Genomic DNA, 18498 nt, shown 5'->3' with positions numbered 1-18498 from the left:
ATCTTTTAGTTACTCATAGTATTAGTCACTAAAAGGTCATACCATTAGGCACGGCAAGATATGTTCCACGGAAGGGGCAGTCTGACGGACTGTGTGTTCCCTTACTTCAGTGCGGATTCACACCGGAGGACGCTAAAAGACCGGTTGCAGTTAAACGTTATTCTCGAGCTTTGTCCGAATATCCGTGCACTTCTTCACGTTCTTGAATAGCGGCGCTAGATACGCATCCGCATAATCCTTGTCTATGATTTTTCCAACGCCAGAGAGCACCTTACTAACGGCGCTGTCGATCTCGGCGTCTTTGATTAGATCGCTTGCCGCCAAATCGGACAGGGATCCGATTTGTCGGAAAATACAATGCACAATAAATCTATTACCGTGCACGACAACTCCGCGTTGAGTGGGCGAGCCGTCTGATTTCGTTTTTACGATCTTATCGATTCGCCTCGACAGCTGAATCAAACTCCACAGCCGGCGAGAAGATGTCGACGGGTTAAACAGCGCTCGATAAGGCGCGGTCGTGATGTCGACGTAAAGGCCTCCAACATAGCCCTTTGAGAGCGCGACGAACGATATCTCATTGCTCGCGCATGCGAGAACCGTGACAGCCTCAAGAAAATCAAATCCGTCGACGTTCGACTCAAGCGGTTCGCCCTCACGGTATTCATACGCGACTTTCTCGATCAGAAGTTCAGTTCTAATGCGATCCTGCTCCGGATCCAACGCCACGAAATTACGCGCATCGATCTTGTTTTGTGTATTGGAAGCTTTCGTAATTTGCTTCCCTAAAGAAGAATCCGGATCATTGACTTCGATAATACGAGCTTGCAAGAACGAAGCGCTATCCCCGGTGAAACGCCACGGGCGTCCTCTCTACTGCGTGCCCGTCGGAATGGACCGAACTTCAGGAGGTCCTCCGGGAGTTCAAACTCCTAAAATCCGAGGTTCGCATCGCGGGTGGGAACCGATCACTGATTAGCCGCAGGATCGACGAGCCGCTCTACGCGAAAGGTTGGGTGGAGAAGGAGTTCAAAACTTCCATCATCGTCGACGAGAGCAAGATCGACAGTCCGACCCACGCGGTTGACTGCTTCAAGGGCGGCGTCGCGGTTGAAATGGAATGGAACAATAAAGATCCGTTCTTTGATCGGGATTTAAACAACTTTCGACGACGTGATGCGCGTCACGCGCGCTGACAGTGCGCAGAGGAACGGGGTGCGACACGAGATGCAAAGCTCGGACAAATCATGTCGCAAGAATGCCGCTGTATGACTTGCAGGCGGCGCAACAAATTCGGTGTCGTCCCGGGCTTGACCCGGGACCCATATGTGGACGGCCCCCGTGGCACAAGAGCTTTTTGAGCGGATCGGATCGCTTGCATCCATATGTCCGGCCTTTTGAGTGCGATCGGATGGATCGCTGGCCAAGATGGTTTGCGCGATGCGAGTTCCAAACAACCACGCGGCCTGTTGACGGCCGATGGGTCCCACGGACTGTCTCGCATCGTTGCTCGATCGATCGCTCCATCTGCTCCTGCAGCTCCGGGTCGGCTGACGAGCGAGCCCGCCAGCCGGCCAATCTGTTAGACGGCGACTGCCGCGGTGGCATTGATCCGTGCGGCGTCATAACTCTCGCCGGTCGCCATCAGCTTCCAGGCGATGCGGGCCACCTTGTTGGCGAGCGCCACGGCGGCAAGCTTCGGTGGCTTGCGCTTGATCAGGGCCAGCAGCCAGCGCGAGTGATGGCCGCGCCCGCGTCTGGCCTGCTGGATGACCACCGCCGTTGCCCCGATCACCAGCAGGCGGCGCAGGTCCTCGTCGCCCGCCCGCGTGATCCTGCCAAGCCTGGTTTTGCCGGCGGTGGAGTGATCCTGGGGGGTGAGGCCGAGCCAGGCTGCGAAGTGACGGCCGGAGCGGAAAGCATGGGGATCGGGTGTCTTCATCACGAGCGTCGTTGCAACGATCGGCCCGACAGAAGGGATCTGCGCCAGACGCCGGCCCACGGCGTCGGAGCGGTGCCAGGCCATCAATCTGGCTTCGATCTCCTGCAGCTCGCCCACGAGTCTGGTGTAGTCGCGGCCCAGCACCGTAAACAGCTCGCGTGCCAGGGCAGGAAGCGTCTCGTCCTGCGCAATCCGCGCCAGCAGCGGCTCGATCTTGTCGGTCCCTTGGGCCCCGATCAGGCCAAACTCCGCCGCATGGCCGCGGATCATATTGCCGAGCTGGGTGCGCCGGGCGATCAATCCAGCGCGGACACCCGTCAGCATCAGCGCGGCCTGCTGCTCGACCGTCTTGACCGGCACGAACCGCATGCTCGGCCGGCTCATCGCTTCACACAGCGCCTCCGCATCCCGACCGTCGTTCTTGTTCCGCGACACATAGGGCTTCACCAATTGCGGCGCCATCAACTTCACCTCGTGGCCCAGCTTGCGAAGCTCCCGTGCCCAATGGTGCGAGGCCCCACAGGCCTCCATCCCGATCACGGTCGGCGGCAACTTGGCGAAGAACTCCAGCACCTGCTTGCGCGCAAGCTTCTTGCGCAACACAGGCTGTTCCGCCGCATCAACCCCATGCAGCACAAAAATATACTTCGACGTATCCATTCCAATGCGGATAATCTCTCTCACGGACGGCTCCCTTGTCTGAGATTTGCAACAACCTCATTCTGGCACACTGATGCCGTAGGGGGCCGTCCACACCATCAACCACAAATGGCAATTGTTGCGCGACGCTGGGGCCACAGCTCACTCCAACGACATCACCCTGTGGTTATGGGTCCCTGCTTTCGCAGGGACGACAGCGGAGTTTGCCGCCTTACCCCGACCGCTTATTGCTGGTGTTCTGCGTCAGATTGCCGTGCGCGGCCTGTTCGCGGATGTTGTGCTTTTCGTCGTCGCGATGGCCTTTGGTGGTGTCGATGGGAACGCCGGGCGCGCTGCCGGGGCCCTTGTGGCTCTGGTTGTCGTCGGGAACGGGCTGGATGTGTTTTGTCAGTGGTTTCGTCATCATGGTCTCCGTTACGCAAACGACAACGCCGCCCTTGCGGACGGCGTTCCGGAAACCCGATGTCACAATCTGTCGTGTTTTACATCTTGTCCTGCTGCGCCGGCTGGGCCTGTCGCTGCTGTTGCTGGCGTGCCTGCTCGTTAGCGTGATGACGGCCGTAGGCGCAGCCGGCAGCGGCGCCGATTACGCCGTGATGGCCGGCATAATGGCCGGCGACGCCGCCGACGATCGCGCCCTTGATGCAGCCCCTGGCGTCGGCGGGAGATGCGGCGGCAAGCGCGGTGACGGCAATAGCGGAAGCGAGAAGGACTGATTTCATGACACGGCTCCGATGGAATTCTGAGGCATCAACGGTTGAACCGACCTGCGGTTCCCGCTGCTCTTGCTGGGTGATGCTCGTACCCACGTCACAGCGAGCCAGCGGTGTGATCGCGTGAGGGCCCTGGAGGACAAGGCCCGCAGCATCATCGCCGGCTCGCCGTTGGCCGCATGCCTCGCGCTATTTCGCGACGACGCCGGCGATCTTGTGGTCGGACGGGTTCACGAGCAGTACCTTGTCCTGCATCATCGCGTAGCGATAGGGCCGCGCTGCGGGCACGTCGCGGCGCGCCTGGAGCGGCAGCGGATAGGTGTTGACGGTGGACGGCACGGCGGTGCCGACCGCGGCCGTGAAGCCGGATGGCGCGGTCTGGTTTGCGGCGTGGTGGTTGACGTCTTTCCAGATCGATTTCTGCTGGGTATCGGACAGCGTCAGCGTGTCGCTGGCGCCCGACATCTTGCCGGCGTGGCTCGACATCTGGCTGGCGGCTGCGGCTGATGCACCTGACAGCGCCAGCACGGCGGCGATCGCGAGCGATAGTGTGGTCTTCATGAAGGGTCTCCTGGTCGCGGAAGCGTCGCCCTTATCTGTCCAACCGGGCGCGCGCGAGGATGTTTCATTAATTCGGAGACACCTGCCGGCGACGCCGCGCGCCCCGATCGCTTGCGCATGGCAGCCATGATTGCACGCCATGGTTGCTGAACCAAATCCCGGTGTGCAGTGTCAAAATCTGAAACCACTTGCCGGTTGATCGTGGGCCAGTTCGGTCCACAATGCACGGCAGCGATCGCAAGTGCGACCCCGGGGGGATCGCAAGTGCGACCCTGGGGGGATCGCAAGTGCGACCCCGGGCGGGTCGGAGCGGAATCGGCGGAGCGACCATGGGTGAGGATTTGAACCGACAGCGCGTGCTGAATTTCCTCGACGTCTATTATGCCGGCGGCATCGAGGGCGCGCTCGATCGCTGCACCGATGACGTCGCGTTCCTGGCCAACGCCCCGATCGACATCCTGCCGCATATGGGCCAGCACCGCGGCAAGGCCGCACTGCGCCAGATGTGGACCACCATCCACACCCGCTATTCCGACATGCGCTACGAGGCGCAGAACCTGGTCGCCGAGGGCGACAAGGTCGCGGCCCAGTTGCGCGTCTTCTTCCGCAAGCGCGACAATGCACGGATGGTGCAGTTCGACGTCGCGGTGTTCTACACAATGCGCGACGGCAAGATCACCGAGATCCGCGAGATCATCGACACGTTCGACCTGATCCAGCAGGTGCTGGAGCGTGACGTCGCGGTGCTGCTGACCGGCGACAAGGGCACCGCATAGCCGTGCGGGATTTGGCGGCCTGCGTACGAATCGTGCATCGGCTTTGAACCCGATCGGCCCGACGCCGACCTATCACAGGGCCTGTTGCGGGCGTCGGAACCGAAGTCCATCCATGAAGATCGCGTTGCTCGCGCTGCTTGGCCTTGCATTGGGCGCCCTCGGCGGTGCGGCGCTCGGCATCGGGGCCGGGCTCGCCTGGGTCCAAATCTTTAAAACCACGAGTTTTGAAGGCTATAGCGGCATGCTGGTGTTCTTCACCTTCATGCCGGCAGGGGCGGCAATCGGGGGCATCGGTGGTGCCTTGCTGTTCGCGGTGATCGCGATCCGCGACGCCGAAATCATGGTCGAACGGGAACCGATCCGGCAGCGCGACCGCTGAGAAGCCGCGAGATTCAGGCTTTCTTCACATTCCGGTAAAATCCCGCGCAATTGTGCAATGCAAAATTCGCAATTGCGTTTTGGCCGAACTGCCCTATCTGAGGGCGTAATAGTGAAATGCAGCAACCTGGTATGGCGTCGGCGCTGACGCCCCGAGCCCGTTGCTGTCCGAAAATCCAGTTTCAGGAACAACCGAAAATGACAGAGCATAGCCTCTGGCGTTTCTCGCGCGCATTGCACCGCGCGATCAACGAACGCCAGCTTGATAACCTCGAGCCCCTGCTCGACGATGAAGTCGAATGGGCGATCTACGGCCCGATCGACATGTTCCCCTTCTTCGGCGCGCGCCGGGGCAGGGCGGCCGTGCTCGAGGTGATCAGGCAGATCGGCGACAACGTGCGGGTCCATCGCTTCGACCGCGAACGGATCATGCTGGGCGTCGACTCGGCGTCGTCGATGATGCGCTATTCGCTGACCGCGCTCGACTCCAACAAGCCGATCTCGCTGCGGATCGCGCATTTCGCGCAGTTCAAGGCGAGCAAGCTGACCAGCTTCCGCGTGCTGGTCGACACCTTCGACCTCGTCGAGCAGACCGTGGGCTATCCCATCCATCTGCCGCGCATGGCGGTGTGAGGCACCTCGACGATCTCAGGGTTCGCCATGTCCGGGTCTCGCCCCGCCCTCCGCGGCTCGTCTTTGCCAGCCCCGGGAAGGGCCGCGAGATGCTCGGGGCAGAGGGCGCGACAACGCGCCTCGGCCCGGACATGGCGGCACATTGTTCGCAAGGTCCTGGTGTTCACACTGACCCGCCATAATTTTGCACCACGGCGTCAGCATTTTGCTGCCTTGGAATTCGCGCTTGGAATTCGCGGACTGGGAATGACTTTCGCATCACGATTCGGGCGGGCAAGGCTGTCAGTGCTGGCGGCCGGTTTGACGCTGGCCATGACAGTTTCCTGGGCGGTTTCGGCCGCTGCCCAAACACCTCCTGCCAAAGATAACACCGACGAGACGACCGAAGAAACGGCGCCGGCAGAAGCGGCGACAGCGGTCGACGCCAATGATGTCGACGTCATGAAGGATATCGATGTGAGCAAGCTCGAGTGGAGCCAGCTCAACACCGACCCGACCACCCTGCCGGTGCTGGCTTCGAAGGGCGCGGCGAAGGCCAACGGCAGCGCCGGCGGCAATCCGGCCTGGTCGTCCAACCTGAACGCCAACGGCACCGAAGCGGTCGCGGTCAAGCAATCGGTCTCGCCGTTCCTCGACACCCGCGTCGGCGTCGACATGACGGTCGCCAAGCAGGGCCCACAGACGACGTCGGAGCAATTGTCGGAGCGACTCGCCAATGGCGGCAGCCTGCCGCAATCCGGAGGCTCCGCCTGGGCCTCGATCTCAGCGCCCGGCGTGGCTTCGGTCTGGGACAAGACCTCGGTCGAAGCCCGCGTCGATCCCGGCGCCGACCAGGGCAAGATCGGCACCTCCTTGAGCAAACAGGTGCCGCTGTCGGACCAGTACTCGGTCACGCTGCAGAACGGCATCAACATGACCCAGCAGGGCGTCGTGCCGGTGCCCGGCATCGTCAGCCGTCCGACGCGCAGCTACGATACCGACCAGTCGGCGAAGCTGTCCGTCAACGACAGCGGCACCAGCATCACGGCGGGACAGACGACGACCTTCGACGACAAATGGCTGCGCCGGGTCGGCGCCGAACAGAAGCTGTTCGACGGCGTCACCGTCTCGGGTTCGATCGGCGAGACCGCGCAGGGCACGACCAGCAAGAGCATCACCGCCGGCTTCAAGCGGACGTGGTGAAGGGTTCGTTATCCCTGTCGCGCGAATGATCAATCATTGCCGCAACTTGGCCCAGATGCGGTCAAATTCGACAGCCCAGATGGGTTTGCAACTATCACTTCATCAATTCGTCGTGCGGGGGACAGCCGCGCTTCGCTACGCGACACAGGGGAAAAGCCGATGAACGCCACCATTCGTTCCGAAGACGCTGAACCGACCACGGAAGTCGACACCAACCTCGCCGCGGTCACCGAAGTCGAGGCCGGGATCCGCGACTTCGTCCGCAACGACATCGCCTATCTGCGGCGGCCGCCCGTGACGACGAGCCCGGAGACCGCGCCGCTCGAGCCGAACGCCGACGCCACCGTCAACAATGTCAACTCGCTGATCCAGCGCGTCGCCGGCACCTCGCTGGCCGAGATCGAGAAGCTGATCTCCGAACTCGAGAGCCTGCGCGATCTCCTGCATGCCGAAGGCCAGCGCGTGCAGCGCGAGATTTCCGGCTATGCCCAGCTCAGCCAGGCCGCGATGAAATCGACCCGGATGATCGCCGACAACGTCACGCAGTGGAAGCGTGCCGCCGACGGCCTGCGCAACAGCTGATCCCAACCTGTCATTGAACTGACATCCGCCGCCTCCCGCAAAACGGGAGTGCGGCGGCCTCATTTCATGTATATTGCGGGCCGGCGGGCCACGGTTAACGTGGCCGAAACGCCGCACAGGCAATGCTTTCAGAAATTGATTTGAACTTTAATTGCGCAGACCGCGACCAAGCTCCGGCCCCACGTTCAGGCGGCCGGCATTTCCGGGAATCAGTCCATGCAGAGCGTTCGACCGGATAACACCGATCCCATTCCGCTGCGCCAGTCGCAGCAGAGCGTCGGGACGATCATGATCCGGTTTGTCGGATTGCTAGTGGCCGTGACCGTTGTGATGGTGCTGATCTGGAACCGGTAGCGCGCCTGGAGCAGCGATCGGGCGCTATGGTTATCAGAGACTGAATCAGCGATTGATGCTCGCGGTCGTCTCGAACGAATAATTGCCGTCGGCAAAGCCCTTCACGACGAGACCGGTAGCCAGCATCACCGCGAGCGTCACCGTTGCGAAGATAAAGCCGACCAGTTTCAGCGCACCACGATCTGCCATGGTCATCCCTTGAAGTTCTTGCCTTGAAGTTCTTGCCTTGAAGTTCTTGCCTTGAAGTTCTTGCCCCGAAGTTCCTGCCCCGAGGCCCTAGCCTTAAATCCATAGGCAGGGAGAAAGGTTCAAAATGCGTTAGCAAAAAATGAGTTCCGCGCCACGCGCAACTATGCGGGTGCGCAGAAGGAATCCGCTAACCATGGCGTTCGTGCAACAGATCAGAGGCGCGCGTGCAACATCAGGAACCCGGTTTGCGCCGCGGCGCGAAGGCGGTCGCAAGGAACGAGAAGGCCATCTCGCCGCGCTGATTGGTGCCGGTGTTGCGCGCCTGCAAAATGCCCCATTCCGGACGGCTCGACGAGGTCCGCTTGGTCTCGATCTGGCTGGAGAAGCTGATGGTGTCGCCAGATAGCACCGGACGAATCCAGCGCAGTTCGCGGAAACCCGGCGAAGGTCCCCACACCGCGACGGTTTCGCCGCGCGCGACAGCCTCCGCCGAGAGCCGCTTGCCGTCGGCGACCAGCAGCTTCATGCAGACCGCGGCGACGTGCCAGCCGGACGCCGCGAGCCCGCCGAACAGCGACTTGCGTCCCTCCTCCTCGTCGAGATGGAAACGCTGCGGATCGAACTGCGACGCGAAGCGCTTGATGTCGCCTGCGGTGAAAGTGAACGAGCCGATGTCGCGCCGGTCGCCGATCTCGATGTCTTCAAAGAAACGCATGCGAACCCTACGCGCTCACGCTGTCACGGCGGCGCACGATGATCGGCGACTCCATCTCGCACAGCACCTCGCCGCGCGCATTGCGGATCGTACCCTTGAAGGTCACGATGCCGGTCTCCGGGCGGCTCTTCGAGACGCGGGCCTCGGTGACGTCGACATCCAGCGTCAAATCGTCACCCGGACGCAGCGGCGCCATCCAGCGCATCTCGTTGACGCCGGGCGAGCCGAGCGAGGCGGTGCGGCCGATGAAGCCGTCGAACAGCATCCGCATCATCAGCGAGCCGAGGTGCCAGCCCGAGCCGGACAGGCCCTTGAGCATCGATTTCTGCGCCGCCGCCTCGTCGAGATGCATCGGCTGCGGGTCGTATTCGGCGGCAAAGGCGAGGATTTCCTCGCGCGTGACATGGCGCGGGCCAAATGTCCCGAAGCGGCCGGGCTTGAAGTCTTCGAAGGTGAGTGCGGTCATGGGGTGAGGATATGCTGGAAGGAGCCCGATTGTGGCCGCTATTTGCGGCAATCTCAACCGGCCCACTCGCATAGCTCGCCCCCGACCTGCCGGCGCACGGTTCGGGGGCCTGTCGCGGGGGACGGGCTTATTGCGGCATCAATCCCTCATGGTGAGGAGGCGCTTTGGCGCCGTCGCGAACCATGCGGCCCGGCCAAAGGCCTCGTCCGTCCAGGCGCCTGCTCCGCAGGCGGCCCCCGGATGAGGTAATAAAAGCCTGACATGACGCAGTAGGATGAGACGCGAATCATAGTTCGGCCTGCCGGGAGAACCACCGATGTTCGATTTCCAGGATCTGTTTCAGTGGGACCGCTTCATCACACCCACGATCATCAAGACGTTCTACTGGCTCGTGATCGGCGTCATCGTGCTGTTCGGGATCTCCGGCATCCTGTTGAGCCTGTCCGCGATGGCGATCAGCCCGTTCGTCGGCTTCATCCAGTTGCTCGCGTCGATCGCCAGCGTCATCGTCGGCATCGTGTTCTCGCGCATCGTCGCCGAGTTCATCCTGATCGTATTCCGCATCAACGAGCATCTCGGCGCGATCAGGGATCAGGGCGGCATGCGCTGAGCATGATCCGGAAAAGTGGGAACCGGTTTTCCCTCGCGACAAACGCGGAATGCGTTTGCGCGGAGATCACGCTCAAGAAAAGAGCGTTGGCGGCCGCTCGTGATTAAGTACCAGTGACCGTATTGCAGCAAAGTTGAGCGGCAACGCGAGCCGGAACTTCAAATTTTCAGCGTATTGCTCTTCCCTCTAACAACCTTGGGGGGGAAACCAATGACCACAAAAATCAATCACGATCCGCGCTATCCGAGCAGCGAACTCGCCCAGCGCGTGCACGACGTGCTGCTGGTATCGTCGTTTGCGATCTGGGCCATGCTGATCGGCTTCGCGCCGGTCATGACCTTCCATCTGCTGTCGGCCTGACGCGGGCTGCCGGAGCACCGCCGTGGTTAATCGGCGGTAGCACCTGTGGTCAAATGCGCGCGAAATTGCGGCCGGGATTTTAAAACCGATCGCGTATCGCTGTCCCCATTAAGAACAAGAGCAACGCGGGGGCGTCGTGAAGTTTGAAGAGCGTTCGATTGCCGTGAGGTCCGGATTTGCCGACAGGCCGGGCTTTACGACCGAGGATATTTTGTGGGCCGTCGGTGTGTGGTCGGTGATCCTGACGCTGGCGCCGGTGATCATTTTCTATTTGTTGATGGTGGCGTAAAGCGCCACTTGCTCCGTCATTCCGGGATGGTCCGAAGGACCAGACCACAGGTGCGCAATTGCGCACCGGGGAGTCTCGAGATTCTCAGGGGCGCAAGTGCGCACCGCAGTTCGATGCTACGCATCGCCCCGGAATGACAGCTATCACACTAAAAAACGCGCGGGCTCCGCGCGTTCTTTGTCAGTCCAGGCAACAGCGGCGTTGTTACGCCGCCTGCTTGTGCATGGCGCCGGAAGCCGATGCCGTGCCGCGGATCGCCTTGATCGAGCGTTCGATCGCGGCCCACAGACGGTTGATCTCGTCGGCGGCGCGGCCCTCCGCATCATATTCACGGGCGCCTTCACCGTGGCCCAGCGCCATCAGCAGATCGGCGCGATTGGTGATCTGGCCGCTCCACACCGGCGCGCGGAATTTCGCCAGCGCTTCGCGCGCAATCGCGACGATCGGGCTTTCGACGCTGTCGCGCTGCGCCGGAGCGCCGTTGATCACGACGGCATAGGGCTTGCGCGACGAACGGCAGTTCTGGATGGTTTCCTGCACCGCGTTGACGTCGAACACGCCGGGCCGCGCCGGAATGATCACCATGGTGGCGTTCTTGATGGCGTCGTCGACCACCGCCGAGAGATTCGGCGGCGTGTCGATGAACACCCACTCGATGCCGTCACGCTTGGCTTGCGCGATGATGCCGCTGACCGAGTTCACCGCCGTCTTGATCGGCGGCTCGTTGGTGCCGCGCAATTTGTGCCAGAGAGTCAGCGAGCCCTGCGGATCGGCGTCGATCAGCAAACAGGGCTTCGTTGCCTTGTGCACCTGCGCAGCAAGGTGGGCAGCCAGGGTACTTTTCCCCGAGCCCCCCTTACGCGAAGCGAAAACAATGACGTTCATACCTTGGCCTCCAGATTGACCCCAGGCGGCGAAAATGAATGAGCGCGCTGATTCGTGAAAGAAAAATTTCTTGCAATTCGCAAAGAAGCCAAGATTACCGGCCGATTTTGGCTTTTGAGTCACACTTTCACATGACACAACCGGAAATGGCAGCGGCGCAATCGCTGCTTTTGAAGCGAAGCGCCGCTTGTTTGGTCGGGATTAAGACGAGTCAAAACAAGCCGCTGCGGCGCGCTCTCAATGTGCCGCGCAAAATCTGAACGACTTTAGCGCACACGCTTGGCGCGTTCGCGTTCGGTCCATTTTCGCTCGATCCATCCGAGCAGCTGCGCGACTGGTTTCTGCAGGAGCGGCACATCCTGCGCGAACAAAAGGAGTCCAAGCGGCAGCATCCAGAGCCCGAGCACCGGCAAGAAACTGAAGATGCCGCCGAGGATCAACAGGATCGCAAGCGGAATCCGCACATAGCGCGACGACGGCTTGCGCAGCCAGGCGACGAACCGTGCCGGTCCCGCCGGCAACTTGGCTTCGAACCAGGCGAAGTGCCGATCGATCTCCTGCTCGTAAAACTCGCTCAAGCCATCTCTCCTCAACCATGCCGCGCATCGCGGAACGGTGTCTGTTCGGCTGGTAACACCAGCAGGAAAGATGATGCTGCGTGACAGCGTCACAAGGCGTCAGTCTGTCGCGCGAGGTGGCCTTGAAACGGCCGTTGCGTCATCCACGGTGTCTGCGCACGATGAGACTGCGTCAGCTCGCCGCAGGCTTCTTCTCCTTGTGCGGCTTCGCAGGCTTGCGCTTGGCAGCGACCGGCCGCTGCTCCGGCCGCGCGACGACCTCCTCCGGCTGGGGATCAGGCCGGAACAACGCCTTGCATTGAGGCGACAGCAGCGCCTTGTTGCGGATCATGCAGGCGGTGACCCGATCGACATCGGGGATTTCGGAATTGCAAAGCCGGAACGCATCGGGCGTGCAGGCTTGCTGCTCTTCGGTGGTGTAGGCGTTGCCCCTGCTCGGGAGCAGCGCGGCCGCAACCACAATTGCGAAAACAACCGCAAACGAAAGAGTCCTTGAACCCGCGATCCCCATGCGTCCCCCCGAGGCGTCGTTTCGCGGATAGTGGGTGACGAGACGAGGAATGGCAAGCAGGCGAGAGAGCACGTCACGGCGCCAGCACTTAGCAACACGATTAAATGGGCACCGCCCACACCGCACTTTGACGTTGATATATATAGCGAATATCTCTGACTCACTTTTTGGGGAATGCGCTCTAGCTAGCTGCAACAACCATTGCCGCGCTGTTCATTGATTTGCTGTCGCATCGAACGGCCGGATACCGCGATCACCGCGCAAACGCTGCGAGTAATGTTCTGGTGAGTTCCGACGGCACTCCCTTCGCCGGATCCTGCCATTCGAGCGACCAGTTGAGTGCGCCTAGAATGATTAGACGCGCAGCACTCCGGTCCATGCCAAACGGAAGAGAGTCGCTATCAGCAACCTCGTCCAGCAGGGTCCGCCAGATCATTTCGTATTCCCGCCGATCATTGCCGAGCTGGATGCGCAGAGTTTCGGGAACATACGGGAAGCAGCGAATATGCGCCGAGGTGTAGTCGCTTTCGTCGAGCAACGTCTCGAGGTGAGCCGCCATCGCCGCCGCGAGTTTGGATCGTGCGTCTGCGAACTGACCAAGCGTATCGATGGCCATCGCCACGGCCTGGTGCACTCTCTTCACGCCGATCCGCAGCACCTCGGCGGCGAGTTCTTCCTTTGATGCAAAGTGGTAGTAGAGGCTCCCGGCTTTCATGCCTACGAGTTTGGCGATGTCGCGAAGCGAGGTCTCGGTGTAGCCCCTGGCGCGGAACAACTTGGCGGCGACATCCAGAATCTGTTGCCGCGACACGTCGGAACGTCGAGAGCGCCTGTCGCCGGAAGTCGGGCCCGTGCCGTTTTGCGCGGTCATCTCGGTCATTGCCGTGCCCCAAATCCAGCCATTGCAGCGTCTATTCCGCGGCGACTTGCGTCGGTGTTGACGACGGCAGGCCCGCGGCGCGATCGAACCGTCGCTGTACCATCGGCAGACGTACCAGCGCCTGCACGCCGGTCAGATAGATGCGTCCCTCTTCGGCGGTATACTTGTCGTCGAGCGAGACTCCAGAGCCGGTCGATCCCTCCATGGTCTAGTTCCTCAAAGCCGCTTGGCAACTTCTTCGAGCATGACCTCGGTCGCCCCGCCGCCGATTGCCTGCACGCGCGCGTCACGGGCCATCCGTTCGATGGCGCTCTCCCGCATGAAGCCCATGCCGCCGTGAAACTGCACGCAGTCGTACATCACCGAATTGACCAGTTCGCCACAATAAGCCTTCACCATCGAGACCTCGCGGGTCACGTCCTGACCCTGCGCATCGCGCCAGGCGGCGGAGTAGACCATCTGCCGCCCGGCTTCGACTTCGGCCGCGCGCTGCGCGAGCCGCTGGCGAATCGCCTGCTTTTCCCACAACGGCGCGCCGAATGCCTTGCGCGTCTTGAGATAGGCAATCGTCAGATCGAGCGCGGCCTGCGCTTCCCCCATCGCCATCGCCCCGATCACGGTGCGTTCGTTCTGGAAGTTTCTCATGATCGCGTAGAAGCCGGAGCCCTCGTCTCCCAACACCGCGTCGTGCGGCACGAGGCAATTATCGAAAATCAGTTCGGCCGTGTCCGACGAGCGCCAGCCGTGCTTGTCGAGCGCGCGGCCGACGCGGAATCCAGGCGCGCCCTTTTCGATCAGGAACATGGTCACCGCCTTGCTGCCGCTGTCGACGTCACCGGTCTTGGCGGCGACGCAATAGAGATCGGCATGAACGCCGTTGGTGATGAACATCTTGGTGCCGTTCAACACATAACCGGCGTCGGACCTGCGCGCGGTGGTGCGGATGCCCTTGACGTCCGAACCGGCGTCCGGCTCTGTAACGGCGACGGCACAGATGGTCTCGCCGGCGATGATCTTGCGCATCCATCGCTGTTTTTGCACCTCGGTCCCCGAGTTGAACACATGCACCGAAGCCATGTCGGTGTGAACAAGCGCGGTGATCGCGACACCGGAAAATGTCGACCGCCCGAGTTCCTCCGCGAGCACGACGCTTCCGAGCGTGTCCATGTCCGACCCGCCGTAGACTTCCGGATAACGGATGCCGAAAAAGCCGAGCGCTCCCATGCGCCGCAGAACCTCGCGGGGCACGAAGCCTTGCTGTTCCCAAGCGTCACCGTACGGCTTTATTTCCTGCTCAACAAAGCGACGGACTTGGTCACGGAGCATCTCATGTTCCTCCGTGAAGAACGGCGATCGTGGTCCGTTGGCGCCTGTCGTTTCCTTCGATGTCACGTCATCCATTTGGTTCTCCCCTTCAATCGAACCGCTAGACACGCCTTGACGCCGGCCCCGGTTTGCCGCTTAATTCACCTAACATACGTTAGGCAGAATGAAAACCAAGTCAAGCTTCGGTTTCCAGATACCGTTGGGAGGAAGGCGATGGATGCGGGCGTGCGCTTCGACGCGCTGATCGAAACGCTTCGCGACGAGCATCGCGGCATGCTGGAAGGCGGCGGCGAGCCACTCGTGAAACGACATCGGACGCGCGGAAAGATTCCGGTGCGCGACCGGATCGACCTGCTGCTGGATGCTGCGAGTCCGTTTCTCGAACTGTCGCCGCTCGCCGCGCATGGACTCTACGGCGGCGAACTGCCGTCGGCCGGGATCGTGACCGGCATCGGTATTGTGCATGACACGCCATGCATGATCATCGCCAACGATGCCACCGTAAAGGGCGGCTCGTTTTTCGCCGAGACCGTTCGCAAGCACCTGCGCGCGCAGGAGATCGCCGAACAGCACCGCCTGCCCTGCATCTATCTCGTGGACTGCGGCGGCGCATTTCTGCCCGAGCAGGACCGGGTGTTTCCCGACCGCGACCATTTCGGCGGCACATTCTTCAATCAGTGCCGGATGTCGGCGGCGGGCATCCCGCAAATCTCGGCGGTGTTCGGCGGCTGCACCGCCGGCGGCGCCTACATCCCCGCTTTGTCCGATCAGGTGGTGATGGTGCGCGGGACCGGACGCATCCACCTCGGCGGCCCGCCGATCGTCAAGGCCGCGATCAATGAGATCGTCGACGGTGAAACGCTGGGCGGCGCCGACATGCACGCCACGGTTTCCGGCGTGACGGACCATGTCGCGGATACCGAAACCGAAGCGATCGGCCGCCTGCGGACAATCGTGCTCGGCTTCGGGCCGCTACGGCGAGCGGCGCAACCGCCCTTCGCACCGGTACCGCCCGTCGATGATCCGGAGCAGCTCACGGCGCTGGTGCCAGTCGATCTGAAAAAGCCTTACGACGTCCATGCCGTAATCAAGCGGGTCGTGGATGGCAGCGCCTTTCAGGAATTCAAACCGGCTTACGGAGCGTCTCTCGTCACCGGATTCGCCCGAATCCATGGCTTTCCGGTCGGCATCCTCGCCAACAACGGCGTGCTTTTTGCCGAATCCGCCGTGAAGGGAGCGCATTTCATCGAACTCTGCGATCAGTGTCACATCCCGCTGCTGTTCCTTCAAAACATCACCGGTTTCATGGTCGGCACCGAGGCCGAGCGGGCCGGAATCGCGAAGCATTCGGCAAAACTCGTCTACGCGGTCTCCAACGCCCGCGTCGCGAAATACACCGTTCTGATCGGCGGCTCCTACGGAGCGGGCAATTACGGCATGTGCGGCCGCGGCTTCCGGCCCCGCTTCCTGTTTTCATGGCCGAATTCCCGCATCGCGACCATGAGCCCCGAAGTCGCTGCGACCGTCGTCACCGAACTTCGCCGCCAGAGCCTCAAGGGCGCGGCCGACGAAGCTGCCATCGCCGATCTCGACAAGCGCACGCGCGAGCAATTCGAAGAGCAAAGCGATCCATATTACGCGACCGCGCGTCTCTGGGACGACGGCATCATCGAACCCGCACAGACACGTGACGTGCTCGGCCTCTGTCTCGCGCTGTCGGCCGACGAGCCGCACGACACCTCGCCCCGCCCCGTCTACCGAATGTGAGTTCCGAAATGCTTCGCTCTGTTCTGATTGCCAATCGCGGCGAGATCGCGGTGCGGATCATTCGGACCGCCCGGCGCATGGGCTTGCGCACGATCGCGGTCTATTCCGAAGCGGACAGGCAGGCCATGCATGTGGCGCTCGCCGATGTCGCGGTACCGATCGGGCCTGCCGCCGCACGCGACAGCTATCTGCGGGCGGACCGCATCATCGCAGCGGCGCTGGCGACCGGCGCAGAAGCGATCCATCCTGGCTACGGCTTTTTGTCCGAGAAGGTCGATCTGCCACAGCTTTGCCAACAGAACGGCATCGTCTGGGTGGGACCGCACCTCGATGCGATCGCCGCCATGGGCTCCAAGATCGAAGCCAGGCGGCTTGCCGCATCGGCGAACGTCCCGGTTGTGCCGGGTTACAACGGCGAAGACCAGAAAGATGATCAGCTTGTCGCCGAAGCGCTGCGCGTCGGTCTGCCGGTGATGATCAAGGCGACCGCGGGCGGCGGGGGGAAAGGCATGCGGCCGGTCTCCGCGGCCGACGCGCTGCCAGCGTCGATCGCGGCCGCCCGGCGCGAAGCCGAAGCCGCGTTCGGCGACGGGCGTCTGCTGATCGAAAAGCTTATCGCCCGCCCGCGCCACATCGAGGTTCAGGTGTTGGGCGATAAGCGCGGCCATCTCGTACATCTGTTCGAGCGGGATTGTTCGGTCCAGCGCAACAACCAGAAGCTCCTGGAGGAAGCCCCCGCACCCAACCTGTCGACGACGACACGCGCCGCCTTGCATCGCCACGCCGTCCAGCTCGCGGCCGCCATCGGCTATGATTCCGCCGGTACGATGGAATTCATGGTCGACGCGGCGACCGAGGACATCTTCTTTCTTGAAATGAACACCCGGCTGCAGGTCGAGCACACGGTGACCGAGGAAGTCACCGGCCTCGACCTCGTCGAGTGGCAGTTACGGGTCGCCGCGGGCGAGCCGTTGGCGTTTACGCAGGACGATATTCGCTGCGAAGGTCACGCGATCCAGGCCCGGATCACCGCCGAACGCGCCGACCAGGGCTTTCGCCCGGACATCGGCAAGATCGAACTCTGGTCACAACCTTCCGGCATTCGAATCGATACCGGTGTGTCCACCGGAACGACGGTCGGACTGCACTATGACAGCCTGCTTGCGAAGATGATCGCGACCGGCTCCGATCGCGCGCACGCGCTCGAGGGTATGCGCCGGGGGCTCGAGGACCTGACCGTGCTTGGCCCCGCGACTAACCGCGCTTTCCTGCTCGACGCCATCGGCACGCCAGATTTCATCGAGGGCCGTGCCACCACACAGTTGATCGCCGACAACTGGCCGGTCGGGTGGTCGCGTGACAGAGCAACACTCGTTCTCGCACATCGGCTAGCCGCGATTGCCGCGTGGGTCGGCAAACTGCCACCTGCGGCAAAGCCGTCGCCCTGGTCGAGCCTTGCCGGCTTCCGCACCCTGGACAAAAGCGGCCGCGCGGCAGCAACGCATGTCGCGGTGACCTGCGACGGCGTTACGACCCAGATGAAGGTAGCTGGTGGACCTCGTCAGTTCGTGACGACGGACACGGCTGGCAGCCTGACGGTCGACGCCATCGTCGACAACAACGTCATGACTGCGGTGTTCGATGGCGCGTTGCATCGCTGTTCGTTCGCGATCGATGGCCGCCGCGTTGCTATCCGCGTCGGTACCGTCGAGGCAACCCTCGAGGTTTGCCCGATGGCTGAAGCCGCACTTGAGACCGCAGCGGGTACGAGCCGAGCAGACGCTTCCAGCGTCGTCGCACCGATGCCTGGTCTTGTCGCCGACATCATGGTGACGGCGGGAGACGAGGTCATCGCCGGCCAGACCGTCGCCGTCCTGGAGTCAATGAAACTCTTCACCGACCTGAAAGTGACGAGCGCCGGACGGGTCACGCGCGTACTCGCCGCACGTGGCGAGAGCGTCGCGGCGAACGTGTTGATCATGACCATCGAGCCAGCCGAGGCGCCAAAACCTCAGGAGGAAAATGATGCTAGGATTGTGGTTTGACGACCTTTCGGCGTGTCCTCTGATCTGGATGCTTGAGCGGGCGCACGCCCAACGCGCGGGTGCGGTGCTTCAGCCGCAGAGTGGAAACTGAATGAC

Annotated in this window: 26 protein-coding genes and 1 pseudogene; 13 read left to right on the top strand and 14 right to left on the bottom strand. The window is 62.1% G+C overall.

What is annotated here, in order from left to right; translation table 11 throughout:
• Window positions 1–150: 150 nt before the first annotated feature.
• Window positions 151–831 carry an AIPR family protein gene (locus ACP2YO_RS06840; protein ID WP_426440173.1) on the bottom strand — a complete coding sequence of 227 codons (681 nt, stop codon included), beginning with the start codon at window positions 829–831 and terminating at the stop codon, window positions 151–153.
• A gap of 83 nt (window positions 832–914) precedes the next feature.
• Between ACP2YO_RS06840 and ACP2YO_RS06835 the strand changes: the two are divergent.
• Window positions 915–1196 (top strand): annotated as a pseudogene (locus ACP2YO_RS06835) (BglII/BstYI family type II restriction endonuclease); the annotation flags it as partial.
• A gap of 386 nt (window positions 1197–1582) precedes the next feature.
• Here the strand turns inward: ACP2YO_RS06835 and ACP2YO_RS06830 are convergent.
• The 4 genes from ACP2YO_RS06830 to ACP2YO_RS06815 form a co-directional block, all read right to left on the bottom strand.
• Entirely contained in the window at window positions 1583–2626 is a 1044-nt protein-coding gene (locus ACP2YO_RS06830; RefSeq protein ID WP_426440172.1) for an IS110 family transposase, read from the bottom strand.
• Window positions 2627–2813: 187 nt separating this feature from the next.
• A complete protein-coding gene (locus ACP2YO_RS06825) occupies window positions 2814–3005 on the bottom strand; it encodes a hypothetical protein (protein ID WP_426440171.1) in 192 nt (63 codons plus the stop codon).
• Window positions 3006–3084: 79 nt separating this feature from the next.
• Complete coding sequence (locus ACP2YO_RS06820; protein WP_426440170.1) at window positions 3085–3324, bottom strand: hypothetical protein; 240 nt, start codon at window positions 3322–3324, stop codon at window positions 3085–3087.
• A 180-nt stretch (window positions 3325–3504) separates the two neighbouring features.
• On the bottom strand, window positions 3505–3876 hold the full coding sequence (locus ACP2YO_RS06815) for a DUF1236 domain-containing protein (protein ID WP_426440169.1): 372 nt from the start codon (window positions 3874–3876) through the stop codon (window positions 3505–3507).
• 329 nt (window positions 3877–4205) lie between these two features.
• On the opposite strand from ACP2YO_RS06815, the gene ACP2YO_RS06810 reads away from it, so the two are divergent.
• The 6 genes from ACP2YO_RS06810 to ACP2YO_RS06785 all read left to right on the top strand — a co-directional run bounded on the left by ACP2YO_RS06810 (window position 4206) and on the right by ACP2YO_RS06785 (window position 7781).
• A complete protein-coding gene (locus tag ACP2YO_RS06810; protein ID WP_426440168.1) occupies window positions 4206–4652 on the top strand; it encodes a nuclear transport factor 2 family protein in 447 nt (148 codons plus the stop codon).
• A 112-nt stretch (window positions 4653–4764) separates the two neighbouring features.
• On the top strand, window positions 4765–5031 hold the full coding sequence (locus ACP2YO_RS06805; RefSeq protein ID WP_426440167.1) for a hypothetical protein: 267 nt from the start codon (window positions 4765–4767) through the stop codon (window positions 5029–5031).
• A 197-nt stretch (window positions 5032–5228) separates the two neighbouring features.
• A complete protein-coding gene (locus tag ACP2YO_RS06800) occupies window positions 5229–5663 on the top strand; it encodes a nuclear transport factor 2 family protein (RefSeq protein WP_426440166.1) in 435 nt (144 codons plus the stop codon).
• Between the two features lie 246 nt (window positions 5664–5909).
• Window positions 5910–6845, top strand: a complete 936-nt coding sequence (locus ACP2YO_RS06795; protein WP_426440165.1) for a hypothetical protein — start codon at window positions 5910–5912, stop codon at window positions 6843–6845.
• A gap of 159 nt (window positions 6846–7004) precedes the next feature.
• Entirely contained in the window at window positions 7005–7427 is a 423-nt protein-coding gene (locus tag ACP2YO_RS06790; RefSeq protein WP_426440164.1) for a hypothetical protein, read from the top strand.
• 216 nt (window positions 7428–7643) lie between these two features.
• On the top strand, window positions 7644–7781 hold the full coding sequence (locus ACP2YO_RS06785) for a hypothetical protein (RefSeq protein ID WP_426440163.1): 138 nt from the start codon (window positions 7644–7646) through the stop codon (window positions 7779–7781).
• Between the two features lie 45 nt (window positions 7782–7826).
• On the opposite strand, the gene ACP2YO_RS06780 is transcribed toward ACP2YO_RS06785, so the two are convergent.
• The 3 genes from ACP2YO_RS06780 to ACP2YO_RS06770 all read right to left on the bottom strand — a co-directional run bounded on the left by ACP2YO_RS06780 (window position 7827) and on the right by ACP2YO_RS06770 (window position 9151).
• Window positions 7827–7970 carry a hypothetical protein gene (locus ACP2YO_RS06780; protein ID WP_426440162.1) on the bottom strand — a complete coding sequence of 48 codons (144 nt, stop codon included), beginning with the start codon at window positions 7968–7970 and terminating at the stop codon, window positions 7827–7829.
• 232 nt (window positions 7971–8202) lie between these two features.
• Window positions 8203–8685, bottom strand: coding sequence for a MaoC family dehydratase (locus tag ACP2YO_RS06775; RefSeq protein WP_426440161.1), 483 nt, complete (start codon window positions 8683–8685; stop codon window positions 8203–8205).
• A 7-nt stretch (window positions 8686–8692) separates the two neighbouring features.
• The gene (locus ACP2YO_RS06770; protein ID WP_426440160.1) at window positions 8693–9151 is read right to left on the bottom strand and encodes a MaoC family dehydratase; all 459 of its coding nucleotides are present in this window, start codon (window positions 9149–9151) and stop codon (window positions 8693–8695) included.
• A 316-nt stretch (window positions 9152–9467) separates the two neighbouring features.
• Between ACP2YO_RS06770 and ACP2YO_RS06765 the strand changes: the two genes are divergently transcribed.
• The 3 genes from ACP2YO_RS06765 to ACP2YO_RS06755 all read left to right on the top strand — a co-directional run bounded on the left by ACP2YO_RS06765 (window position 9468) and on the right by ACP2YO_RS06755 (window position 10410).
• On the top strand, window positions 9468–9761 hold the full coding sequence (locus tag ACP2YO_RS06765) for a DUF4282 domain-containing protein (protein WP_426440159.1): 294 nt from the start codon (window positions 9468–9470) through the stop codon (window positions 9759–9761).
• Window positions 9762–9971: 210 nt separating this feature from the next.
• Window positions 9972–10121: a hypothetical protein gene (locus ACP2YO_RS06760; RefSeq protein WP_426440158.1), complete on the top strand. Its 150-nt coding sequence runs from the start codon at window positions 9972–9974 to the stop codon at window positions 10119–10121.
• A gap of 136 nt (window positions 10122–10257) precedes the next feature.
• Window positions 10258–10410 (top strand): hypothetical protein, encoded by a 153-nt coding sequence (locus ACP2YO_RS06755; protein WP_426443546.1) that lies wholly within the window; start codon window positions 10258–10260, stop codon window positions 10408–10410.
• Between the two features lie 204 nt (window positions 10411–10614).
• On the opposite strand, the gene ACP2YO_RS06750 is transcribed toward ACP2YO_RS06755, so the two are convergent.
• Window positions 10615–11295 carry an AAA family ATPase gene (locus ACP2YO_RS06750; protein WP_426440157.1) on the bottom strand — a complete coding sequence of 227 codons (681 nt, stop codon included), beginning with the start codon at window positions 11293–11295 and terminating at the stop codon, window positions 10615–10617.
• 38 nt (window positions 11296–11333) lie between these two features.
• On the opposite strand from ACP2YO_RS06750, the gene ACP2YO_RS06745 reads away from it, so the two are divergent.
• Window positions 11334–11555 (top strand): hypothetical protein, encoded by a 222-nt coding sequence (locus ACP2YO_RS06745; protein WP_426440156.1) that lies wholly within the window; start codon window positions 11334–11336, stop codon window positions 11553–11555.
• Between the two features lie 6 nt (window positions 11556–11561).
• On the opposite strand, the gene ACP2YO_RS06740 is transcribed toward ACP2YO_RS06745, so the two are convergent.
• The 5 genes from ACP2YO_RS06740 to ACP2YO_RS06720 form a co-directional block, all read right to left on the bottom strand.
• Window positions 11562–11873: a hypothetical protein gene (locus ACP2YO_RS06740; protein ID WP_426440155.1), complete on the bottom strand. Its 312-nt coding sequence runs from the start codon at window positions 11871–11873 to the stop codon at window positions 11562–11564.
• Window positions 11874–12045: 172 nt separating this feature from the next.
• Window positions 12046–12456 carry a hypothetical protein gene (locus ACP2YO_RS06735; protein WP_426440154.1) on the bottom strand — a complete coding sequence of 137 codons (411 nt, stop codon included), beginning with the start codon at window positions 12454–12456 and terminating at the stop codon, window positions 12046–12048.
• A gap of 181 nt (window positions 12457–12637) precedes the next feature.
• Window positions 12638–13264, bottom strand: a complete 627-nt coding sequence (locus ACP2YO_RS06730; protein ID WP_426440153.1) for a TetR/AcrR family transcriptional regulator — start codon at window positions 13262–13264, stop codon at window positions 12638–12640.
• Window positions 13265–13295: 31 nt separating this feature from the next.
• A complete protein-coding gene (locus ACP2YO_RS06725) occupies window positions 13296–13469 on the bottom strand; it encodes a hypothetical protein (RefSeq protein WP_426443545.1) in 174 nt (57 codons plus the stop codon).
• 11 nt (window positions 13470–13480) lie between these two features.
• Complete coding sequence (locus ACP2YO_RS06720) at window positions 13481–14665, bottom strand: acyl-CoA dehydrogenase family protein (protein WP_426440152.1); 1185 nt, start codon at window positions 14663–14665, stop codon at window positions 13481–13483.
• A gap of 138 nt (window positions 14666–14803) precedes the next feature.
• Here ACP2YO_RS06720 and ACP2YO_RS06715 point away from each other — a divergent pair, with 138 nt between their 5' ends.
• Both ACP2YO_RS06715 and ACP2YO_RS06710 read left to right on the top strand, forming a co-directional pair.
• Window positions 14804–16357: an acyl-CoA carboxylase subunit beta gene (locus ACP2YO_RS06715; protein WP_426440151.1), complete on the top strand. Its 1554-nt coding sequence runs from the start codon at window positions 14804–14806 to the stop codon at window positions 16355–16357.
• 8 nt (window positions 16358–16365) lie between these two features.
• Window positions 16366–18402: a biotin carboxylase N-terminal domain-containing protein gene (locus ACP2YO_RS06710; protein ID WP_426440150.1), complete on the top strand. Its 2037-nt coding sequence runs from the start codon at window positions 16366–16368 to the stop codon at window positions 18400–18402.
• The last annotated feature ends 96 nt before the right edge of the window (window positions 18403–18498 follow it).

It is taken from the genome of Bradyrhizobium genosp. P (genome assembly GCF_049949265.1).
Taxonomy (GTDB): Bacteria; Pseudomonadota; Alphaproteobacteria; order Rhizobiales; family Xanthobacteraceae; genus Bradyrhizobium.
This window is presented reverse-complemented; position numbering and strand designations above follow the sequence as displayed.